This window comes from Ketobacter sp., assembly GCF_003671495.1.
Taxonomy (GTDB): Bacteria; Pseudomonadota; Gammaproteobacteria; order Pseudomonadales; family Ketobacteraceae; genus Ketobacter.
In genome coordinates this window covers 144,084-165,528 of the sequence record NZ_RCHN01000019.1, presented here as the reverse complement: position 1 = coordinate 165,528, position 21,445 = coordinate 144,084, and the positions used below count along the sequence as shown (strand labels likewise).

Annotated in this window: 18 protein-coding genes and 1 pseudogene; 8 read left to right on the top strand and 11 right to left on the bottom strand. The window is 54.4% G+C overall.

Translation table 11 applies throughout. The features are described 5' to 3' along the window. Positions 1-22 precede the first annotated feature (22 nt). The 5 genes from D9N14_RS09870 to D9N14_RS09850 all read right to left on the bottom strand — a co-directional run bounded on the left by D9N14_RS09870 (position 23) and on the right by D9N14_RS09850 (position 6,447). Positions 23-835, bottom strand: coding sequence for a TauD/TfdA dioxygenase family protein (locus tag D9N14_RS09870; RefSeq protein WP_290579207.1), 813 nt, complete (start codon positions 833-835; stop codon positions 23-25). Positions 836-984: 149 nt separating this feature from the next. Next, positions 985-1,680 (bottom strand): TetR/AcrR family transcriptional regulator, encoded by a 696-nt coding sequence (locus D9N14_RS09865; protein ID WP_290579206.1) that lies wholly within the window; start codon positions 1,678-1,680, stop codon positions 985-987. 124 nt (positions 1,681-1,804) lie between these two features. Further along, on the bottom strand, positions 1,805-3,538 hold the full coding sequence (locus D9N14_RS09860) for a thiamine pyrophosphate-binding protein (protein WP_290579205.1): 1,734 nt from the start codon (positions 3,536-3,538) through the stop codon (positions 1,805-1,807). 29 nt (positions 3,539-3,567) lie between these two features. Next, entirely contained in the window at positions 3,568-5,304 is a 1,737-nt protein-coding gene (locus tag D9N14_RS09855) for a thiamine pyrophosphate-binding protein (RefSeq protein ID WP_290579204.1), read from the bottom strand. A 231-nt stretch (positions 5,305-5,535) separates the two neighbouring features. After that, positions 5,536-6,447, bottom strand: coding sequence for an SDR family NAD(P)-dependent oxidoreductase (locus D9N14_RS09850; protein ID WP_290579203.1), 912 nt, complete (start codon positions 6,445-6,447; stop codon positions 5,536-5,538). Between the two features lie 364 nt (positions 6,448-6,811). On the opposite strand from D9N14_RS09850, the pseudogene D9N14_RS22695 reads away from it, so the two are divergent. Further along, positions 6,812-7,867: pseudogene (locus tag D9N14_RS22695) on the top strand (CoA transferase); the annotation flags it as partial. Positions 7,868-8,044: 177 nt separating this feature from the next. Here the strand turns inward: D9N14_RS22695 and D9N14_RS09845 are convergent. Beyond that, positions 8,045-8,677 carry a TetR/AcrR family transcriptional regulator gene (locus tag D9N14_RS09845; RefSeq protein WP_290579202.1) on the bottom strand — a complete coding sequence of 211 codons (633 nt, stop codon included), beginning with the start codon at positions 8,675-8,677 and terminating at the stop codon, positions 8,045-8,047. Positions 8,678-8,889: 212 nt separating this feature from the next. On the opposite strand from D9N14_RS09845, the gene D9N14_RS09840 reads away from it, so the two are divergent. Then, entirely contained in the window at positions 8,890-10,380 is a 1,491-nt protein-coding gene (locus tag D9N14_RS09840) for an amidohydrolase family protein (protein WP_290579201.1), read from the top strand. On the opposite strand, the gene D9N14_RS09835 is transcribed toward D9N14_RS09840, so the two are convergent. Genes D9N14_RS09835 through D9N14_RS09825 form a run of 3 tightly spaced genes read right to left on the bottom strand, consistent with a single transcriptional unit; the run spans position 10,335 to position 12,564 of the window. Further along, complete coding sequence (locus D9N14_RS09835; protein WP_290579200.1) at positions 10,335-11,342, bottom strand: enoyl-CoA hydratase/isomerase family protein; 1,008 nt, start codon at positions 11,340-11,342, stop codon at positions 10,335-10,337. The two genes, D9N14_RS09840 and D9N14_RS09835, sit on opposite strands and share 46 nt — an antisense overlap. Further along, on the bottom strand, positions 11,339-11,770 hold the full coding sequence (folK, locus tag D9N14_RS09830) for a 2-amino-4-hydroxy-6-hydroxymethyldihydropteridine diphosphokinase (RefSeq protein WP_290579199.1): 432 nt from the start codon (positions 11,768-11,770) through the stop codon (positions 11,339-11,341). Before folK ends, D9N14_RS09835 begins: the two co-directional genes overlap by 4 nt. Further along, complete coding sequence (locus D9N14_RS09825) at positions 11,767-12,564, bottom strand: SDR family oxidoreductase (protein WP_290579198.1); 798 nt, start codon at positions 12,562-12,564, stop codon at positions 11,767-11,769. Before D9N14_RS09825 ends, folK begins: the two co-directional genes overlap by 4 nt. Positions 12,565-13,138: 574 nt before the next feature. Here D9N14_RS09825 and D9N14_RS09820 point away from each other — a divergent pair. The 3 genes from D9N14_RS09820 to D9N14_RS09810 all read left to right on the top strand — a co-directional run bounded on the left by D9N14_RS09820 (position 13,139) and on the right by D9N14_RS09810 (position 17,287). Next, entirely contained in the window at positions 13,139-14,149 is a 1,011-nt protein-coding gene (locus tag D9N14_RS09820) for a hypothetical protein (protein ID WP_290579197.1), read from the top strand. Between the two features lie 132 nt (positions 14,150-14,281). Further along, on the top strand, positions 14,282-15,193 hold the full coding sequence (locus D9N14_RS09815) for a putative solute-binding protein (RefSeq protein WP_290579196.1): 912 nt from the start codon (positions 14,282-14,284) through the stop codon (positions 15,191-15,193). Positions 15,194-15,232: 39 nt separating this feature from the next. Continuing rightward, positions 15,233-17,287, top strand: coding sequence for a TRAP transporter large permease subunit (locus tag D9N14_RS09810; protein ID WP_290579195.1), 2,055 nt, complete (start codon positions 15,233-15,235; stop codon positions 17,285-17,287). On the opposite strand, the gene D9N14_RS09805 is transcribed toward D9N14_RS09810, so the two are convergent. Continuing rightward, positions 17,284-18,165: a hypothetical protein gene (locus tag D9N14_RS09805; RefSeq protein WP_290579194.1), complete on the bottom strand. Its 882-nt coding sequence runs from the start codon at positions 18,163-18,165 to the stop codon at positions 17,284-17,286. The two genes, D9N14_RS09810 and D9N14_RS09805, sit on opposite strands and share 4 nt — an antisense overlap. A gap of 235 nt (positions 18,166-18,400) precedes the next feature. On the opposite strand from D9N14_RS09805, the gene D9N14_RS09800 reads away from it, so the two are divergent. Next, positions 18,401-19,555, top strand: a complete 1,155-nt coding sequence (locus tag D9N14_RS09800) for an NnrS family protein (RefSeq protein WP_290579193.1) — start codon at positions 18,401-18,403, stop codon at positions 19,553-19,555. A gap of 82 nt (positions 19,556-19,637) precedes the next feature. Next, on the top strand, positions 19,638-19,877 hold the full coding sequence (locus D9N14_RS09795) for a hypothetical protein (protein WP_290579192.1): 240 nt from the start codon (positions 19,638-19,640) through the stop codon (positions 19,875-19,877). A 5-nt stretch (positions 19,878-19,882) separates the two neighbouring features. On the opposite strand, the gene D9N14_RS09790 is transcribed toward D9N14_RS09795, so the two are convergent. Then, positions 19,883-20,824: an adenylate/guanylate cyclase domain-containing protein gene (locus D9N14_RS09790; RefSeq protein WP_290579239.1), complete on the bottom strand. Its 942-nt coding sequence runs from the start codon at positions 20,822-20,824 to the stop codon at positions 19,883-19,885. An 84-nt stretch (positions 20,825-20,908) separates the two neighbouring features. Here D9N14_RS09790 and hisI point away from each other — a divergent pair, with 84 nt between their 5' ends. Beyond that, positions 20,909-21,343 carry a phosphoribosyl-AMP cyclohydrolase gene (gene hisI / locus D9N14_RS09785; RefSeq protein WP_290579191.1) on the top strand — a complete coding sequence of 145 codons (435 nt, stop codon included), beginning with the start codon at positions 20,909-20,911 and terminating at the stop codon, positions 21,341-21,343. Positions 21,344-21,445: the final 102 nt, after the last annotated feature.

The window sequence follows — 21,445 nt, the reverse complement described above, 5'->3', positions numbered from 1 at the left end:
CAAGCTCTTCAGTGGTCGAGGTTCAGGCGAAAGGTTCTTCGCCCAGCAGTGTGCTCCGGTTCATTACCCTTCCGCAATCCAATGGATAAGGCTCCACGCGATGGATAACGCCAGTGTTGTCCCAGATCACCAGATCCCCTGGCGTCCAATGGTGGCGGTACACAAACTCCGGCCGGGTCGCCCATTCCAGGAGTTCAGCCAGCAGTACATCACTCTCCGACTTGTCCATACCTTCAATGTGTGACGCATGACAGCCGATTACCAGGGATTTTCTGCCCGACTTGTGGGTCCACACCAGGTTATGGGTTTTGCTGGGAAAGCTGCGCCAATATTCGAGGTTTTCTTCTGTTCTGGAAATACCTGCCCGGGTCATGGAGACTTCCACGCTATGAACCACCTTTAATCCGTCGATCCTTTTTTTCATATGCGGAGAGAGCGCTTCGTAGGCAGCATAGGAATTGGCAAACTCTGTTTGTCCGCCCTCTTCCGACAGGGTGATCCCCGTCAGCAAGGTCGCAAAAGGCGGTACATTGTCATGGGTGCCGTCGATATGCCAAAGGAAGGAGCCTTTGAGGAACTCTGCATGGGCGTTGGATTTCTTATCCAGCGTGATTTTATAGATGCCCTTGCCCAGCTCTTCCCGCAGACTGCCCAGGTGTCGAGCCAAGGCCATTTGCTGCACCTCATCCAGATGCTGCTCCCTGAGCACCAGCACACCACGGTCAAGCAATAAAGATCGCAGTTCGGACGCCACTTCCGGACGACTCAATGCCTCTGTGGTGACACGAATTTCAGATCCTATGTGCTCGTTCAGCGGATGCACTTCAAATACCATGTTACCGATCCCCCCGATCTGGGCTGTGAGCGTTACGTACCGGTGAGTATCCGCAGGGTTTTAATGGTACGGATACGTATCATATTTCATATGATACGTTTGAGTACTAATAAAGGTCAAGGCCGTTTCAGTAAGTTATTTTGATTTCGCTACCATTGCGCCCGTGCAACCAGCAAAGTATGAACGGCACGATCCACCCAACGCTTGCGTTCTGCTGCAGTAACCGTTTGATTGGTCAACATGAGGTTGGTGTACCAGCCGCGAATCATGAAAATAAACACTTCCGCCACCGCTTTGGGGTCCTGACATGGGATTCCGTCCTCTATGGCACAATCTGCAATAAAGGCCTGTATGCGGGCGACCCCCAACTGGGTACGCTCCGCCGCCGCAAGACCCAGCTCGGGAAAGCGACTGGCCTCGCTGTTGATGAGCCGGTTTACCTCCAGCATCTCGGGCTTGAGACTGAATTCCAACATATTATTGGCGTAGGATTTCAAGCCGTTTTCGAGGTCGTGGGAGGTGGAGTGAAGTTTGGACTTAAACTTGGGATTGCTATTTAACTGGAGATTGCTTTTTAAATAGGAGCCAGGATCGATGCGACTGATCTGCTGCGACACGACCGCACGAAACAGGTCCTCTTTGCATGGGTAACGGGAATACAGCGTGGTTTTAGAAACAGATGCATTCTTCACGATTCTTTCAAGAGACGCGTTGCCATAACCCCGCTCCAGAAACTCTGCCAGTGCCACTGCCAGCAAATGATTTTCCAGCTCCGCAGCCTGCTCCGGTGTGGGCCTGCCGGCACTACGATTTCTTTTGTTATTTGTTTGGGATGTTTTGGCCATCGGTCACCCTGGATGCGCTTAGATCTGTTAATCGTTACGCCTATTATAGGGTCACCGCACGGAAATAAAAAAAGGCTGCCGAAAAGACCCGGCAGCCTGATTCAAGGTTTGGAACGGGAAATGTTTACTGAGCACCCTCCGCATACCAGGTGCGGAATTCGTCGTAATTGGGCGTATCCTTGTTTTCATTGCCACCATGATTGGCTACGGGGTCAATGGGAACGTGAATCACCACCGGCTTGCCCATGGCAAATGCTTCCTGGATCGCAGGGCCTAATTCCTCGGGTTTTTCCACGTACATCCCGACGCAGCCCAGGCCGTCTGCGATTTTGTCGAAGCGCACGTTCTTGCCCCAATGTACCCCGGGTTCATTGGTATTGCCGTGACCAAAGGTGCGCTTGTATACACCCACCTCAAGCCCCCACTGATTGTCCACGGCCACCACGGTGACGATGGGCAGGTTGAATCGGGCAGCGGTTTCCAGCTCACCAATATGGAAGAGGAATGCCGAATCGCTGGTGGTGAACAATACCGGTCGTTTTCCACCATCAGCGATGGACGCACCAATCGCATAAGGTAAGCCTGTGCCAAGATGACCGAAATTCTGGTTCCAGATCACGTCATGGGGCTTGCACTGCAGGTATGTCCAGGTGAAGATGACCGAACCGCCCCCATCCCGGACATGAATACCGTTTTCCGGAAAGGCTTTTGTGGCCTCGGTTACCCAGCGGGCAGTGTGCATTTTGCCGCTGTCCGTGGTTTTGCTCTCGGCTTCTGCTGCCAGATCGATTAAGCGCTGACGATCTTCCTCGATCCAACGGGCCAGATCGGCGCTGGGCTTGCGGGGGCTGTCTTTAAGCGCTGCAGAAAGTTGCGGCACCACTGTACGCAAATCACCGACCAACGGCACATCGATGGGACGGTTTTGGCCAATGGCCTCATCGTCCAGCTCTACATAAATCCACTTGCGACTGTCTTTGTTGTTTTCCCAGTGACGCCAGCGACCATAGTGAACCGGCTCACCCAGCTCCGTGCCTATAGCAAGACAGAGATCCGATTGGGATACCGCTTCATTGGCAATTTTGGAGAAACCGTAGGGGAAGGTTCGATCTTCCATACCGGGGATGAACGCAGTACCGCCGGAGGTCTGGACAATGGGGCAACCCATCAGCTGCGCCAGCTCTTTCACCTGCTCACCACCGCGGGAGGTCTGGACCCCGTGGCCAACCAGTAAGATCGGATTGCTCGCAGCTTTGATCAGCTCAGCCGCCTTCGCCACCATGTTGCCGTCCGCACCGGGTTTCACCAGACGATAGACTTCCGGCGCAACCGGCTCCGGTACATCCAGCTCTTCCTGAATGATGTGGGAGGGATATTCAATGTAACAAGGGCCAGGAGTCCCGGACTGGGCCACTCGCAATGCGTGGCGGATGATCTCGTCGGTCTGGTCCGCGTATTCAATGCTGGCGCTGTATTTTACCGAGTTTTCAAACAGCGGAGCCTGCTTTACAAACTGGATACGGCCTCTTCGTACACGTTGCTCTGTAACCCGAGCCCGTTGTCCACCCAAAAAGATAATGGGTGAATTCTCAACCTTGGCGCACATCATGGCACCGGCGGCGTTGGCAATACCCGGCCCCAGTGTAGCAATACACAGCGCCGGTGTGCCTTTCATGCGGGCGTAACCTTCAGCCATAAAGCCCACGGCCAGCTCATGATGGGGTGCGACCACATTCCAGCCACGCTTTTCCGCGGCGACAAACATGTGCACGAAATTGGGATCCGGTATGCCGAACAGCGTGTTGATCCCTTCGGCCTCAAAGAGCTCCAGAATTCGTTCGTATACTTTTACTGCCATCGTCACTATCCCTTTAATTGTTGTTGGTATTAATACGCGTCTTCAGCTTCAGCGCCGTATCCCGCTTTAAAATCTGTATACCAGGATTTGAATTCTTCGTAGTTCGGTGCGTCCATTGCATTGGCGTCCGCATCAATGGGTACCTGGATCACGGCCGGTTTACCGCTGGCAATGGCCCGCTCCACCGCCGCGGCGATATCCTGCTCCCGCTCCACATATTCACCGTGGGCACCAAACCCTTGGGCGATCTGGTCGAACCGAACCCAGTTGCCCCAATGGGCTTCGGTCTCGGGAGAGTCGGGCCCGACCTGCTTGCGCCAGCAGCCCACTTCCAGGCCCCAGGAATAATCGCAACCGACCACACAGATCACCGGCAGCTTTTTGCGTACTGCGGTCTCCAGTTCGGCAATGTGAAACATAAACGACGAGTCACCGGTGACCAGTACCACTGGGCGTTTCCCATCCGCTGCGATGGCCGCGCCGATTGCATAGGGTAAGCCGGTGCCAAGGTGGCCCGTGTTCTGGTTCCATACCAAATCACGGGGCTGGTACTGGCTATAGGTCCAGCCAAAGATCGTCACAGAACCACCGTCTGCCGCATAAATCGCATCCTGTGGAATGGCTTTGGTGGCTTCCACAATGAATCGCGCCGGATGCACCGGGTCAGTGCCGGAAGGAACGGATTCCAACAGCTGCGCTTTCCACTCGGTTTGCTGTTGTTTCCAGGACTGGAATTCGCTGGAAGCGGACCGGGGCGTCGCTTTCAGGGCATCGATCAGCTGCGGCACGATGTCACGAATATCCCCCACTAACGGCACATCAATGGGCCGATTCACGTTCATGGCCATTGAGTCCCGCTCAATATGAATCCATTTACGCTGTGCGTCGTTCTTTTCCCAGTGGCGACCAATCCCCATATGCACCGGTTCACCCAGCTCGGTCCCAATTGCTATGCATAAATCTGAGGCATCGGCAGCAGCGCGACCGGCCGGCGAAAATCCATATGCGAAGGTGCGATCCTCCATGCCTTCGATCACCATGGCACAGCCGGAAGTCTGCAGAATGGGGCAATCCATCAAGGTGGCCAGTTCGCCCACCACCTGATGGGAGCGGGAGGTAAACATGCCCTGCCCCACCAACAACACTGGATTTTTTGCCTGCTGAATCAGCGCCACGGCGCGCGCAATCATCGGCGCACTGGCTGCCTGCTCCACCAGACGATATTGGCTGGGTGCCATCAACGGTGGCCAGTTATAGGTTTCGTGGATCACACTTAAAGGCAACTCCACATAAGCTGGACCCGGTTTTCCTGACGTGACCTGGCGAATGGCCTCGCGAATAATTTCATCGCACTGATCCGGCTCTTCTACAATTCCCACATACTTCATCATCGGTTTGAAATTGGAGACCTGATCAATAAATTGAATTCGGCCTTTGCGCGCGCGCTGATAAGCTACCCGCGAACGTTGCCCGCCGAAAAAGATGGTGGGAGCATTTTCCTTGGCGGCCACAATCATGGCGGCGGCCAGGTTTGAGATGCCTGGCCCCTGGGTGCCGAAACAGGCGCCGGGTTTACCGGTCATTCTGGACCAGGCGTCGGCCATAAAACCACCGGCTTGCTCATGATGGGGTGCAACCACATTCCAACCACGGCGTTCGGCCGTCATCGCCATATGGATGAAGCCGGGGTCAGGAATCCCAAACAGCGAATTGATTCCCTCTTGTTCCAGCAGGTCCAGGATGCGTTCGTAAACCGGTACAGCCATGTGTGAAAATCTCGTTGCAGTTATGGTTTAAGCTTAACTCCGGCCACGTTTTCATGGCAACCGGAGACAACGTATATTTGTACGGACATCATTAATATAATTAGCAATTAGCTTATGTATTCCGCACCTATATTGAATCTATTTGTCCGTATATATTGCTCTTTGCGTTCTCCATCAGAAAAAAAGCCCGACATTTGCCGGGCAAACTTCCTGACTAGAGACAAAACTCTGTTAACCCTTGGACGCCATTTCAAAACTGTACCGGAGGTGGTCCAAGTGCCCGGTAGGCACCGGTGGAAATACCAGGGAATTTTCCGGGTCGCGAATGGCTGCGATCTGCTCGGCCACCTGTTCAATGGTCCAGGCGGGTTTAAAGACCCCTTTGGTTTCAGCGGCATAGGCACGGGCAATTCGACCCGCTATCGACACCAGCATTTCGCCGGTGATTGAGCAACTTTCATGGGCCATCCAGGCTACTGCAGGTGCCACCAACTCCGGGTCCATTGGCGGATACTTGCTGGTGTCCAACCCCTCAGCCATCCGCGTCACCGCACCGGGTAGAATAATATTGCTTTTGACGCCGTACGCTTCCCCTTCGATCGCCGCCACATTCGACAACCCAATCAGACCCGCCTTCGCCACGCTGTAATTTACGACACCGGCATTGCCATACAGGCCGTTGATTGAACCCGTTAATACGATGCGTCCGTATCCAGCATCACACATATGGGGAAACGCTGCTCGCACAACGTGAAAACCACCCCGCAGATGCACATCCAGCACGGTTTCGAAGTCTTCAAAGGAAATATCTTTGAGGGCGGCCCGACGGACAATGCCCGCGTTATGAATGACAATGTCAATGCGCCCGAAATTATCCAGAGCGGATTTGATGATTGACTCACCGCCTTCTGCGGTGGCCACGGAATCCACGTTGGCGACAGCCTCGCCTCCTGAGGCGAAAATCTCTTCCACCACCTGTTGAGCGGGGCCGACATCATTGCCGTCCCCCGACATGCTGACGCCGGGATCATTCACCACCACCTTGGCACCGCGGGAAGCCAGTAGCTTTGCATAGGCTGCACCCAACCCTCTGCCAGCACCCGTTATCACCGCGACCCGACCATCAAATCTCAACTCTTCCATTGGGCTATACCTAACATTGTTATTCGTTATTCTTGGAAATGTTCTTCTGTCTTGGGATTTACCACATCTGAACGATGGTCAGACAGCTTCCCGGGGCAACCAGCAGTGACTATTCCAGCCTGGCTGCATTACTGCCATCCATATATGTCCGGTCACATTGTAATTCCATTAAGCATATCCTACCCATCCATGCCGGGCTCAGTAAACTACTATCGCATAGATGTCCGGACAAAAACTGAGATTCGGCCGGCCAACCAAAACAAACATTCGATATGCTGAACAAGCTTGAATAATAACTGATGATTCGTTAGTTTTATCACCAGATACTAACGCAGTTCTCACCGAATAGGAATGCTCAATCCCAATGGCCACCCCATTGCTACCGTTGATGCGCAGCGCCGATCGCGCGCTCGAGGAGCTAAAGCAGTTAGCCGGAATAACGCGTGGGCCTCTTACCGGTGGGAGGCTCCTGTATGAGCGCGCGCACATGCTCGCTTTGGCGCGCAATGCGGACACGCCCTATCAGCACATACCGGCCTGTCGCTTGATCCAATGTGCAGACGGCCTGCTGGCGGTGAATTTGCCCAGAGATTCTGACTGGGAGCTGATACCGGCATGGCTCGGCCCCTCAACCCAGCGTGACATCAAAACCCCAGGTTCGGCTGAGATTGAAACGGGTGATTGGGAATCTCTAACGAACCTGTGTTTGTCTGCGCCTTCGAGCGAATTGCTCAGTCAGGCCATGCCCCTGGGGCTGGCGGTGTCAAGGGCAGATGATCTGCCCCCTGCTCCCCTCCTGCCCTGGGAGAGTCGTGCGTTCACTGCGAAGAACCCGAGCCCAAGCACTGAACCGGGTAACAGAAGACGTCCACTGGTGGTGGACCTGTCTTCGCTTTGGGCTGGCCCCTTGTGCGGCCACCTCCTTTTGGAATCAGGCTGCCATGTGATCAAGGTGGAGAGTACAGACCGGCCCGATGGCGCGCGCCGGGGATTGCCCGAGTTCTATCAGTTACTCAATCAAGGGAAGGCATCCGTGACTCTGGACTTCAAATCCCCACGCGAGGTTGAGCACCTGAAGCGCTTAGTCGCCATGGCAGACATCGTGATTGAAAGTTCACGCCCACGCGCCCTGAGAAACCTGGGCATTGTGGCGGAGGACCTGCTCGCGCAGGGGAAAGGTCAGGTTTGGGTCAGTATCACTGCCCATGGCAGGGAGGGTGAAGCCGCAATGCGGGTTGGGTTCGGAGATGATGCGGCGGCAGCAGCCGGGCTCAGCCGGGCCCTGTATGAGGCGACCGGCGAGTATGGATTGGTAGGCGATGCCATCGCGGACCCGCTGTCGGGGATCTTCGCGGCCCTCGCCGCCTGGAAGAGTCTGATGAGTGGTGGAAACGAACTGCTCTCGATCTCGCTCCGTCAGGCCGTGAGTTATTGCTTACAGCGTGAATTGCACGAAGATCGAAACCAGGTTCACAACAGCTTGCGTCAATGGCTTGCCCTGCAGAATAATCTGGAGCCGCTTTACCCTCAGGGCCCACGGTTACCAATCCGGGATACCGCTGCGCCCGGCCAGCATAACGCACAGATTCTCAATAGCTTAGACGCTGTTTCCGCTGCCACTGAGCAGCATCAGCCACAGTTCCTTCATCGCATTGTTGAGCTTTTTGCGACTGATCCGGGTCTGGCCGATCGCCCGGTAGTTGACCCCCGCCAAACGCTCCATGGAGGTGAACAAAACCAATGCGAGCGATAGGGGGTTGTCCGTATCTGGCCGTGCCTGTGCCACCTTTTGCTCCAGGCTTTCGATGATATCCCGCGTGGATTCAAGGCGATACTGCAGAAAACGCGGGTTTCCCTGGTCTGCCTCCTGATTGCGCACACGCAGCTCCACCGAGTGTTTCTTCCAGATTTTCATGTAGGCATCAACGAACTCCGAAACCTTTTCCGCCCTATTTTCAGCGCACCAATCCTGGCTCAGCACGTCCATGATCTGATTGAGATCCTGATCGGCTTCCTCAACACAGGCGAACAAAACATCTTCTATATCAGAGAAATAGACATAGAACGTGGAGGTGGAAGTGGATGCTTCCGAGGCGACCTCTGCCACGGTCAGATCCTTGTACGACGCATCGCGAATCAAACCCAAGGCCGCATCCATGATGCGTTTGCGCATGATCAGTCCCTTGCGCCCCATCTTCTGTCCGTGCTTGTTCAGCAGCTCACGTTCCACCCCAATCCTCCAGAAACCAGTGGATGACCTTAAAAATTCCGGCCCATAAAAAACTGATGATTATTCACTTTTATGATAGATTCGTAAATGCTTGTCTGGTGATAGACCCCGTAGCCAAGGCCCAGTGATAACATGACATCAAAACATCTTGCTGCCGATTTACATTCTGTTAACTTGCCGTTTCCGTTGACCTGCGGGATCGTCTCTGTCTTATGCTGATCCGCAACGCAGAACTCTATCAGGGCGGACAGACTCAAGGCGAGTTGAGTGATCTGTATGACCTTCGCATCCGCGACGGCGTGATCCAGCAGATTGGCACCCTGATGCCGATTCCGGGTGAGCCGGTGATAGAGGCTGGTGGCGCCGCGTTGTTGCCAGGGCTCAATGATCACCACATCCACTTCCTCAGTTACGCGGCATCCCTCAACTCAATCGATTGCAGCCCCGGCAATGTGCCCTCCGCCCATGACCTGGCAAACCTCCTTACGATACAATCGCCTGCAGCGGACTGGTTGCGAGGGGTTGGTTACCATGAGAGTGTCGCCGGGGCAATTGATCGGCACTGGCTTGATCAATTTTGTCCACATCGACCCCTGCGGATTCAGCACCGCACCGGGCGGCTTTGGATATTCAACTCATTGGGCGTCGAGCGGCTGATCCAATCCAATCAGAACCTGCCAACCCCATTGCCCCTGTGCCGTGACAGTGTCCGTTCCGGGCGCTTTCTTGACGTAACTTCGGTTATTTCAACACTGGTGGGTCGGTCACTGCCACCGGTACATCAGGCCAGCAAAAACCTGGCGCGCCTGGGTGTCACCGGTTTTGCGGATATGACCCCCAGCAATGATTCTGCAACGTTTGATCTGTTCAGTGAGCTGGCACGCAACAACACACTGCTGCAGCGTGTGCACCTGGCCCGCAACCAGGCTTTCTCCCCCCCCTTGCCGGCAGAGGGGGGCAGAATCAGCGCGGGCCCCGTCAAAATACATCTGCATGAAACCCGCCTGCCCCCACTGGAGGAATTGGTTGCACGCATCACCGCCAGTCACCATTTCGGTGTGGCGGTGGCGATTCACTGCGTGACGGAAATTGAAATGCTGTTCAGTCTCCAGGCCCTGGAGGAAGCAGGTCCACTCATGGGCGATCGTATCGAACACGCCTCGATGACACCAGACTACCTGCTGGAGCGCATAAAGGCCTTGGGAGTGACCGTGGTGACCCAGCCCCACTTCATCGCACGTAAAGGCGACACCTATCTCCAGGACATCGATCCCAGCGAACATAACCACCTGTATCGGGCGCGCTCCTTCCTGGATCTGCGAATTCCACTGGCAGCAAGCTCCGATGCCCCCTTCGGCGACGTGGATCCCTGGGCCGCCATGCGAGCAGCCATTTCCCGCCGCACGCAGCAAAATGCCGTGTTGGGCGCGGGTGAAGCGTTGAGCCCGGAGCAGGCTCTCGCCCTTTTCCTGGGGGCACTGCACAGGCCCGGAGAGGCCCGCACACTCATCGAAGGCGCGCCGGCAGATCTGTGCCTGCTGAGCTTGCCCTGGGCCGCTGCCAGAACCCGCCTGCTGCAGGAGGATGTGCGCCTGGTTCTCGCTCATGGACAGACAATTTACGAGGCAATGGGCAAGCTGGCATCAACGTCCTCACCCTACTCCGCAATGGCGTCGATCAACCCCCAACGCAACGCGGTTTGAGCATCAATTTTTTTATTCAACAAGACCATGTAAGCGGTTCTACGACGCCCGATGCGCTTGGAAATACTGACACAACCCCCGGCTCCCGGGATCAATCCCATGGATAATTCGGGCAGCCAGAACAGGGTCTTTGGTGAGGCGGTAACGTACCCACCACAGGCAGGTAATTCTATTCCACTGCCAATGCAGGCCTTGTGCACATGAAAGTGGAATTTATCAGGGGAGGACAGAATCAACCTGGCCGGAAAAGCCCTGGATCGGATCTGATGGGCAAAGGCCGGGTCGCTCACCGTGCCGAATTCTGATAGCGCTCCCCCGCTGCTGAAGCAACGTCCGTTGGCGGAAATCCGGGCCCGCCGGATATCCTGATCCATCAACACCACATTCAGTGCTTCAAACAGCGCGTCCCGCAATTCAACGGTGTAGGCATTGTCATTCCCAGGACGGTTTAACACCAGGTCCAGTTGGTCTCCTCGGCGCGTCACCAGGATCGGTGGCCCGGCGTCGGCATCAACCGCTTGCGCCGGTTGCCCTCCCTGCTTTGCCAGCCAGCCTTTGAATTCCGAGCCCGACTGCAAGGTGGCATAGCCCAGGGATTCCACCACCAAACCGTCCACTGGTGAAAGGTTTTCCAGGGTGCGCAGCACTTGCACCAACACCGTGGCGGCCTGGGGGAATTGCTCAATGTTTTTCAGCAGGCGCGTCAGCTCCGATTCCTGCTCGATCACCACGTCAACGCAGTCTGCGGCCAATTCGGTGTCAGCACCAAGCCCTATCACCGGGCAAGGTTGCCGTTGACACCAATTCCCAAACCGTTTCAGTTCCGCCTCGGGCAATGTTGACAGGTCTTTCAGGTGGAGGATCAAGGCAGGCTGGCCGCTCTGCTCCAGCAGATCAGCGATGGATTGCAACATTGCTGAACGATAGCAGGTAGCGTCCAACGCCATGTGGGCCGCACTCATCTGGGTTCAATCGCTATCTGAAACCGGTCCAGGAGCTCATTGACCGGGTCGACCACGTAATGTTTGTTCTGCCGGTAGTCATCGTGTACCACCTCACCATCCCACACGATGATATCCAGATCAATACAACGGGGGCCGGACTTGATGGGCCCTTTCACGCGACCCAGGCGCTTCTCAACATCTTTCAAATATTGATTAAACGCCTCGTATGTCAGTTCGGTGCCAACATAATAGGCACCATTCAAAAAATCCGGTTGCAACTGATAGCCATCCGGCGCAGTCTGGATCACCTTCGCTTCACCCAGCAGGGTCATTTCAGCCTGCAAAATCGCTCGGGATTTCTGCAGGTTGATTTCCGGCTCAATGTTGGTGCCAACCGAAACAATGGCATAGTGCGAACACTTCTGAGGACTGGGCTGGGAACTCATTCCGATCCACCCGGATAGTTTTCGTGATTCCTGCCCACTTGGTTAATGGACTCACCACCATCCACGGTGAGGATCTGGCCGGTAACAAATTCATTTTCCAGCAGATAACCCAGAGCGGCCATCAGCTCCTTGTCCTGACCCTGGCGCTGCAGTGGGATGCCTTCCAACCGCCATTGAACGTAGTCATCCGTACGGGTTTCACCGGGCAGGGTCACGCCAGGGGATATCCCGTTCACCCGTAAGAAAGGGGCAAATTCCAGGGCGGCCAGTCGGGTGTATTCCGCCAGGGATTTTTTGGAAAGCAGATAGGCGGCATACTGATACTGGTGATACCCAATCTTGTTATCAAGAATGTGAATCACCTGTGGTATTGGAGCATTGTGGTCTTCTGATGAGTTCGCATGCTCGCTGGCGATCTGATTTGCAAAACTGGCGGTCATCAGAAAGGGTGTCACCAGGTTCACACGAAACTGCGTCTCCAGTAAGGTGCGATCAGTTTTGGCTGACGGGGCCGCGGCATAGGCAGAAGCATTGTTCAGCAGGCAGCGCAAGTTGGGAAAGACACGCCTTACGCTTGCAAGGTAGGCATCCGTATCAAAGGGTTGGGTAAAATCCTGAGGAAAAACCTCGGCTGCGCACCCCAGCGCCTGTAACTCCGCCGCCAGCGTCCGGGCCGGCTCCAGTGAACTGTTACAATGAATGGCGACGTCATAACCCAATGAGGCCATGTGGCGGGCGAACAGTTTACCCAGGCGGGTTCCCGCGCCACTGATCAGTACTGCAGAAGACTTCACTCTATTCTCTCGTTCAATATCAGGGTTACTCGTTTCTCGTCATGGTTGCCAGTTCGGCTACAAAAGGTTCACTGCGGCCAGGCCTGTAACGAGTCATTTTTTGTTCTTATCCCAGATCGCCGATTTCAAGTCAACCGGCCACACGGGGCGACACACTCTGCGCCAGGCCGGTCCAGCAAGGTAACTCATCAGGCCCCGCTGAACATTCCATATACTCCGGCAGGGATTAAGGTATGCTCCAGCCCGCCCCTGTGGCGACCTCCTATCCCCCTGATATTTATGGATATGTGCATCATTCAATATAGAAAACAGGGGCTTTTGAGGCGCAGCAAGTCACATAATGGGCCTTCCTTCCCGCGCTCAATAAACTTAATTCATACGCATTGCAGATAAAATTTTCCCACGCCATAATACTAACCATCAATGTTGTTCATTAAACCGATGCCGTGCCAGTGTTGGTAGCAATTGAGACTTGGCGGCAAGTGGTTACAATTGAGGGTTCTGGGGAACCCGGAATTCGCCTGATCCAGGCAACGATAATAAAAAAACAAATAACAAGAAGGAACGGATTTCAATGATCAATACACTCCGGTTGAATACCGCACTCGCGGTGCTTTTCTCCCTTTGCATCAGTGGGTGTTCGGTACGGGACATGGCAGCCAGTGGCATGGTGTCCTTTGGCAACGAATATATGAGTCCCTGGTTTATGGCCTCCAACGATACTGACATCATGTGCGCTATGGGTGAAGGCATGGCGGCCATGACCTACCCCATGGGTCCCAATATCGATCCGCTGATTCCCATGGTTACCCTCGCTTCCGGTATGTGTGCCGACGAGAAGGCCAAGCAGGAGGAGCTGAGGTTTCTGCGCGCCATGAACAAAAACGACGTACCCACCGCTCAGGATGCTCGCACGCTGCAAAAGCGCTGGACTCGCCTGGCGGCCCAACGGCAATACTTTGGCTATCAAGCCGCCGTTCGTTATTTTGGTGAACCCGGGGAAGAGTGCCCCGACTTCCATGATGACAATGAAGAAATGGCCTACATGTTCGGCATGTTCGGGGGCATGCAAGCGGTGCAGATGGACCTGGCCGTAGGTGGTGCCGCTGGCGTGCCACTGGACGTGCTGCCCAGGGCCATGGACGGACTGAAGTGCGTGGACAGCGATAAATTCTGGGGCATCCCCAACGCCGTGGCGGCCGTTGTCGATATCACCAAAGCCCGTTTGGATGATGACAAAGCGGCCATTCAATTAGGTATGGATCGGCTGAATCTGGCCGCACGGACCGGTGAAGCTGAAGGTGTGCGTATGGTTCACTTGATTGAAGCCGCTATGTACATGACTCAGGGCGATGAAAATGGCATTAAAAACGTCATTCGCAAACATGTTAAGATGAAGGAAGAATATCCTGCCAATCCCAAACTGAATCTGTTGGACGAAATGGCCACCCGTGGCTTGGTACTGATTTCCGACAAACTCTGGACTGAGCACACTGGACAGCGCACTCCTTTTGGTAAATTTGGCACCTTCTGGGATGACCAGCTTATTCCCGCTGACACATTGGATATCGACGATCTTTTGTAAAAGAACACTGAGGGAAAAATAATGAAAACAAAAATGAAGAAAGCTTTCTCTGGTCTGTTAACTGCACTCGGCGCCACTCTCATTATGGGCAACGCTCAGGCAGAGCCCGTCCCCGTCAAAATGTGCGCATTCATGTTCATGGGCGAAGGTGGCCCCGAGCATCAAGCACTCATGGATTATCAGGCTGCCGCCCTGAACTGGGGTGCAAAAATCGAATTGAAATCCTATGTGCACGATAAGATTGTGGTTGAAGAGCTTAAGTCCGGTGCCTGTGACATGGCAAACATGCCCAGCCTGCAGGCCCGCAACTTCAACAAGTTCACCGGCACGCTGGATGCCCCGGCTGCAATGCCAACCTATGAACACTTACGCACAGTGATGCAGACCCTGGCAAAACCTTCTGCCGCCAAGTACATGCGCAACGGCGACTACGAAGTCATTGGCATCCAGCCTGCTGGTGCGGTGTTCATATTCACCAACGACAACAGCATCAAAAGCATCTCGGATCTGGCAGGCAAGCGTATGGCGGTGCTCGACACCATGCCCGAAATGCGCCAGCTGGTTGTGGATCTTGGCATGACGCCGGTTTCCTCCACCCTGACCAACATCTTTCAGAAATTCAACAACAACGCCATTGATATCACCGGTGGCCCTGCCATCGTCTATAAAATGATGGAGTTGGACAAAGGCCTGCGTCCCAACGGCGGCATCCTCGAGAACCCCGTTATGCAGGGCAATATGCAGTTCGTGGCCCGCTGGAGCAAATTGCCAGATGGCTTCGCCCAGAAATCCCGCGAGTTCTTTGTGAAAAATTTCGATCAGACTTTGAAGACCGTGCGCGAAGCAGAAGAAGACATTCCCAAGGATCTCTGGATTCCGCTGGAGGGACAAGGACGCGAGGAATACCATACCCAAACTCGACAGATTCGGCTTGCCTTCCGCGAACAGAATGTCTATGACGCCAAAATGCTGACCCTGTTGCGCAAAATCCGATGCAACAAAGAGCCTACGTTAGCTGAATGTACCGATCCCAACGCCGAATAATAAAAGCCGAAAACGGTAATCGCTGTGAATGAGTTGATCATGCAAGGTAGTAGTGAATCCAAGTCCAATTTCTTTGAGCGATTACCGGTTATCGCCATCCTGTGTTTGCTGATTTTTATCATTTTTGCCCGCACTGGCGAAAGCATGCATGGTCAGCTCACACAACTGGGGGCCTATGTTTGGGACGATTATTTCGTACTGCGGTCAGAGATCAACGATCCCAGCTGTGACCCCAACATCAACGTTCAGCAACGTCTGGATGAGCTGGAAGCCCAGGCGACGGGTTCCTCAGATGATTTTGATCTGTTCGATGAAGGCTTTGATCGGGATGCCGCCAGGACCTCCCTCGAAAATCAGGTTCGCCAGTGCATACAGGAGCATGCCCTGGTGGACCAGCTCAAGGCCAAGGTGACCCCGTCGCTTGAGCTGTTCAGCTCAGTGGAACACAAATTCTCAGAGATCAGCATCTTTTCCACCGACAAGCAACAGATCCTGCTGTTAACCCTGTTATTTATGGCTGCGGCGGTGGCCACATTACAACGCCATCACATCGGCTTTCGCCCGATGGTATCCCGGCTGGATTTCAAAGTATCCCTTTCTCTGCAATTGATTGCCAATACAGCGCTGGCGGCATCGGCCTGGAAATTCCGTTTCAATATGATGGATTCGCAAATCCAGTCATCAAATCCGGAACTGGTGACCGGTATGGTCGTCGGCACCACGGTGTTGGCGCTGCTATCTTTAAAAGACCTCTTCAGCATCCCGAAGGATGCCCCCACCGGTGGCACCCTGGGCCGCGCTTTGCTGTCAGTTCCGCTCTATACCATGGTTATGCTGCCATTTGCGTTTATCGTGATCATCAACCAGGGCAACCTGGCTGGCCTGTCCCTTTATTTCAGCGCCTTCTTCGATCAGTCCGGAACCTATATGGATGTCGCACTTTATCTATGGTGTGGAATGCTGTTGAAGCAGACCCAGGTTGGGGAACGTATTTTCAGTTTGTTTACCCCGTGGCGGCTGCCACCGGAGATTCTTGCCTTCGTTGCCATCGCCGTTATGGCGCTGCCAACAGCTTACACTGGTGCATCTTCGATTATTATCCTGGCGATGGGTGCAGTGGTGTATCGGGAGCTGAGAAAAGTGGGCACCCGACGCCAGCTGGCGCTGGCCGCCACCGCCATGAGTGGAAGCTCAGGCATTGTGCTCAAGCCCTGCCTGATCGTGATCATCGTGTCTATCCTGAATAAAGAAGTGGTCACAGACGATCTGTTTTATTGGGGGGTACGGGTATTCCTGCTCACCGCCCTTGTCTTCTTTATCTATGCCATGATCGTGCGGAAAGATCCCCTGCGGATCGCATCCATCAACGAAGCCTTGCCGGTATCGCTGAGTCGAGCACGCCCTATTTTGCCTTATGTTGTTATTTTCCTGCTGGTGACGTTGGCGTATTTTTGGGTTCTGGACGCCCGCCTGGATCAATTCTCCGCTCCGGTTATTCTGCCGGTGATCATATTCTGGATCATTGTATTTGAGCGCTCCTTGAGTAAAGACGAGCCATTGTATGATGAACCTGAACGCATCAACACATTGCCCGGCGCACTGACCAAGTCAATGAACGATGCATCGATCCATATTGGTGGGATGCTGATGTTGATGTCCACCTTTATGATCATGACCAGCCTGGGTGGAAAGACCGTTGCCGCCACCTTCCTCTACGACATCGATAACCCCTATCTGATTATGGGGGCACTGATGTTGATGTTCGTGTTGATCGGGATGTTTATGGAATCCATGGCGGCTGTGGGGCTGGTGTCCCTGGCCATCGCGCCCATTGCCTACCAACAAGGTATAGATCCTGTGCATTTCTGGATGACCTGTCTGGTGGCACTGGAATTGGGCTATCTCAGCCCGCCCGTGGCTCTGAGTCATATATTCACACGCCAGGTGGTGGGTGAGGAAGAAGCGTTAGCCGCTTCACAAGAAGGTGACAACTTTTACTATCGCCATGAGCGCCTGCTGCTTCCGTTGATGGTAATGGGCACCACGCTGATACTGGTGGGGTTTGGTCCGCTACTGTACGGCATTAACGGCTAATCACCCCCTGAGCCCAACCATTCACCATGGGCCAGCGGGACCAGTTCGCCCTCCTCATTCTGCACGGCAATGAGTTTCACCGGGTTTTTCTCCACCGCCTCAAAACGGTTCCAGTGGGTGTGTTCCCGTTGTACCACCAGATTGCAGGTATTGCCGGATTCTGAGTACTCCACCGAATCCAGATACTGCTCCACTTCTTCACACAAATAGAAATTACAGACGTCAGAGCGAAACTCCCTCGGAACGCTGCACCCTTCTCGAGTCTGGTTGATGCAGGCGCCTACCACGGAGCGCTGGGGAATCTTCTCTCGATAGTACGCCAGTAGTGACTCTGCGCTCATGCCCTGATGTTCCATCAAGCGACGCATGGTGATGGGTTGAAGGTAGCCGTGATTCCCTCCGGCGGAGCAGCAACCCCCTTTACACAGACCGCACATCTGTTGCACGCCCTGCGCCAGCGCCGGATTGTCTTCCAAACGTTGATCCTGATTGATCAGGCTTTCGTGCAGTACCGAATGTTGGCCATCCAGAAGTGATTCAAAGCTCTCCGCCGCCTCCGCCTGGGAGATAACATCCTGCAGATGTTCACAATACGCGTCAATGCGGTCTGGCTCGGGTGGTGCCGTCTCGGCCAGCCCGCTGGGCAGTTGAGTCACTCTGATCTCCTGATGAGCGAAACCCGCCACATACGCCTTGAGAGCCGCCGCGATCCGCTCGTTCTCCGCATGTTCTGTCTGTTTTAAACGCTCAATGTGTTTTTGCTTTTCCACCTCAACATGGCGTTTTTGAAGAATCAACTGCTGCTGCCTGGCGAAATGCTGTTTATAAAGGGCCGGGCTCATGCTGTGTTGCTGCTTGAACAAGGTTTGGCACTGCACGTTACCGCAAATCCTGGGTTGATCGCGGTGTAACGGGTTGATCACGATCGGTGCATCGCACACCGTACATCGGTTGGGTTGAGATCTGTGCTTGTGTTGATTGCTAAAGTCCATGACTTCGTCTTTTGGATGAGTTAAGTGCGCCAATAACCCTGTCTGGATCAATGCTTTGCCCGCATCGAATCAATAAAATTCGTTTAAGTGTACCACCTTGACAGTATTGAGTGGACCCATCATGGACAACCAAATACAGCGATTAAGCGAGTATCCGTTCAGAATATTCTTTGTTTCCACTGCTGCCTGGGCGCTGTTGGCGATACCGCTGTGGATATTGACGCTCCAGGGAAGCCTGTCCCATGCCCCTACCCTTGATCTGCTGGTGTGGCATCGTCACGAAATGCTCTTCGGCATGGTGAACACCGGAATTGCTGGCTTTCTGATGACGGCCGCCTGTGTCTGGACCCAGAGCGATCGCCTGCACGGACTGCCCTTGGTCTTGCTGTGGTCCGTATGGGGGGCCGGCCGTGTGCTCAGCTATATGGATTTTGGGGTACCTCAGGCGTTAGTGGTGGCTGTTAACCTGATGTTTCTGCCACTGGTGCTGCTCGATACCGGCATACGGATCTGGAAGGCCCGTCAGCGGCGCCAATATATTCTGCTGTTGTTACTGGCCCTGTTGTGGGTCACTGAGGCGGGCGTGCTGCTCGATCCTCAAGGTCCCTGGCATGAGACGGCCATCCTGGTTCTGTTCACCCTCATGGCAGTGGTGGGCGGCCGCATCACTCCAGCATTCTCTTCCTCATGGTTAACCGGTCAGGGTCGCAAGGGACAACAGGTCCATACCAATGCAAAGCTGGATCTGGTCGCCATCGTTCTGCTGCTTTTAGTGGGCTGCAGCCTGCTGACCCGGCTCGACACGCTTACGATTTGGCTCTCCATGGGGACCGCTGCCGTACACTTGTTCCGCCTGGTGCTGTGGCGCGGATGGCTGGTCCGCGCTGAACCATTGTTGTGGGTTCTGCACCTGTCCATGCTGTGGATTCCGCTCTCTCTGATACTGCTCGCAACTGGCCGCATGGGTTTGACCGGTATTCAAATTTGGGTGCACGCCGCAGGTGTAGGGGCAGTTGCTTCACTGATACTGGGGGTCATGGCTAGGGTGTCCCTGGGGCATACAGGGCGCCCCCTGATTCTGCCACACCACATGGGTGTGGCGTTCGTTTTGATTCAGGTCTGCGCCGTAATCCGCGTGGCCACCGCAGCGGCTCTGCTGCCCTGGCAACTGGGCATATTCCTCAGCGGGGCTATCTGGGTGATCTGTTTCGGACTGTTTCTATGGCGCTATTCCCCAATATTGACTGCCCCCCGTGCGGACGGAAAACCCGGCTAGCACAAGCGCTTCATTTGATCGTGGTCAACCCGGCACTCAGAGGGTTTGTCTATACTGAATGCTCTACATCGGGAGAGTAAATATGACTGCAGATCTAACCCAAAAACACGCAGAATTAACCCAAAAACGCGACGAGTTGCTGCAACGGCTGGATGCCATCAAGCAGGATTACCGCAGCGGATTATCAGCAGATTCCGAGGAGCAGGCAATTCAGCTGGAAAACGCAGAGGTACTAGAGGAAATCAGCCGGGTAACCAATGAGGAACTGCAAAAAGTCACTCAAGCCCTACAACGAATTGAACGCGAGATTCAGCAAGGTTAAGCCTGCTACTGCGAACCCACCTTGAAGCCCAGTAAATTCACTTCGGATGCCTTGTCGATAGAAGTGCCGATGCCTATTTTTCCAACCCCCTGCAAAGTGGTTTCCCGGCGGTGTAAGCGAAGGGAAACCCCATCGCTTTCCCGTTTACCTTTCTGAGCTTCCACAAAGGTTCCATTGGTGCTGTGATCGATCAGCACCACCTCCCCCCAACGGAACTCGATTTTTGCATGGGCCCGGGATGCCAGGTTGCTGTCAATAATCAGGTCACATTGACTGCCCCGGCCGATGACAAACGCCGCCTGGCCCGCCATCAGATCATAGACTTTGCCAAGGTAGTAAAGCTGTACCTGCAGTGGAGCACTGTCGATCTGGGTCAGCTGGGTCATCTGGGTGGCATTGACCAGTGAAGTGGCATCCTCCCTGTCCCAGATCACTTCACGTACGCGAATGGGGCGGGATTTACCCTTCACCCGGGCGGTTTGATAAGGACGCAACTGGAACTCGGTGGCATCCAGATCTGTGACCGTGGCATCGGTGGCAATGATCCGACCGGCTTCACACAGGGATGCAACCCGTGCAGCAACGTTGACGGTATCACCAAAGGGGTGCCCCTCGTCGTACTCAATGGGGCCAAAATGATAACCAATGCGGATTTTCATGAAATGCCCGTTGTGTACGGGGCTGGAAAAGAAGTGTTTCTGCATATCCACTGCAGCTAACGTCGCATCTTCGACCCTGGCAAACATCAGCATGGCCTCGTCGCCGATGGTTTCCACCAGATGCCCCTGGTGTCGTTGGGCGTGCTGCACAATACGCTGCAAAGATTGGGAGATACACTCATGAGCATCCGTATCACCCAAGCGCTCGTACAGCTGAGTACTTCCGGATACGTCTGCAAACATAATTACGATATGATCAGGGTAGTCGATCCGCCCTTGACCCGGCACCTGTTCCGACAAGATATTGGCCCGTGAGGTTGAGTGTGCGTTATTATGGTTAGTATACAAAACTATTTGAAACTGTAAAAAATCATGAATCAATTTAAGGCGAATGAACGCAAACCCCAGGGTTTTACTGTGCCCTTGGAAGAGATGCTGGGCTCCATCAAGTTCAACGAACAGGGTTTGGTGCCGGCCATTGCACAGCAGCACGACACCCGGGAAGTGCTCATGATGGCGTGGATGAATCTGGATGCTCTCAAGGAAACGCTCGCCACAGGGCAGGTATGCTATTGGTCCCGTTCCCGCAAGGGCTTGTGGCGTAAGGGGGAAAGCAGCGGGCAGGTTCAGAAACTGATTAGCTTGGCATTGGACTGCGATGGCGACACTGTGCTGCTGCAGGTGGACCAGACCGGTCCCGCCTGTCATACCGGTAGACGCCATTGCTTCTTTTACGAAGTGGCAGAGGATCAGGTGCAGATCCAGGGAGAGGTGCTTATTTCCCCCGAAGACTTGTATAAGAAATAAGCAGGCCAACATCAACGCCTGGTCAGCAGGGACAAAAAAGGGGAGCAATGGCTCCCCTTCCCACAAGTGGTACTTCTACGTGTCCAACATTCGTTACATCGC

What these genes read in the sequence shown, in the direction of transcription:
- D9N14_RS09850 (WP_290579203.1), bottom strand. Translation starts at nt 6,447, where the DNA reads ATGGAAGAGTTGAGATTTGATGGTCGGGTCGCGGTGATAACGGGTGCT.
- D9N14_RS09865 (WP_290579206.1), bottom strand. Translation starts at nt 1,680, where the DNA reads ATGGCCAAAACATCCCAAACAAATAACAAAAGAAATCGTAGTGCCGGC.
- D9N14_RS09795 (WP_290579192.1), top strand. Translation starts at nt 19,638, where the DNA reads ATGACTGCAGATCTAACCCAAAAACACGCAGAATTAACCCAAAAACGC.
- D9N14_RS09820 (WP_290579197.1), top strand. Translation starts at nt 13,139, where the DNA reads ATGATCAATACACTCCGGTTGAATACCGCACTCGCGGTGCTTTTCTCC.
- D9N14_RS09855 (WP_290579204.1), bottom strand. Translation starts at nt 5,304, where the DNA reads ATGGCTGTACCGGTTTACGAACGCATCCTGGACCTGCTGGAACAAGAG.
- D9N14_RS09840 (WP_290579201.1), top strand. Translation starts at nt 8,890, where the DNA reads ATGCTGATCCGCAACGCAGAACTCTATCAGGGCGGACAGACTCAAGGC.
- D9N14_RS09860 (WP_290579205.1), bottom strand. Translation starts at nt 3,538, where the DNA reads ATGGCAGTAAAAGTATACGAACGAATTCTGGAGCTCTTTGAGGCCGAA.
- D9N14_RS09810 (WP_290579195.1), top strand. Translation starts at nt 15,233, where the DNA reads ATGCAAGGTAGTAGTGAATCCAAGTCCAATTTCTTTGAGCGATTACCG.
- D9N14_RS09815 (WP_290579196.1), top strand. Translation starts at nt 14,282, where the DNA reads ATGTTCATGGGCGAAGGTGGCCCCGAGCATCAAGCACTCATGGATTAT.
- hisI (WP_290579191.1), top strand. Translation starts at nt 20,909, where the DNA reads ATGAATCAATTTAAGGCGAATGAACGCAAACCCCAGGGTTTTACTGTG.
- D9N14_RS09800 (WP_290579193.1), top strand. Translation starts at nt 18,401, where the DNA reads ATGGACAACCAAATACAGCGATTAAGCGAGTATCCGTTCAGAATATTC.
- folK (WP_290579199.1), bottom strand. Translation starts at nt 11,770, where the DNA reads ATGAGTTCCCAGCCCAGTCCTCAGAAGTGTTCGCACTATGCCATTGTT.
- D9N14_RS09870 (WP_290579207.1), bottom strand. Translation starts at nt 835, where the DNA reads ATGGTATTTGAAGTGCATCCGCTGAACGAGCACATAGGATCTGAAATT.
- D9N14_RS09835 (WP_290579200.1), bottom strand. Translation starts at nt 11,342, where the DNA reads ATGAGTGCGGCCCACATGGCGTTGGACGCTACCTGCTATCGTTCAGCA.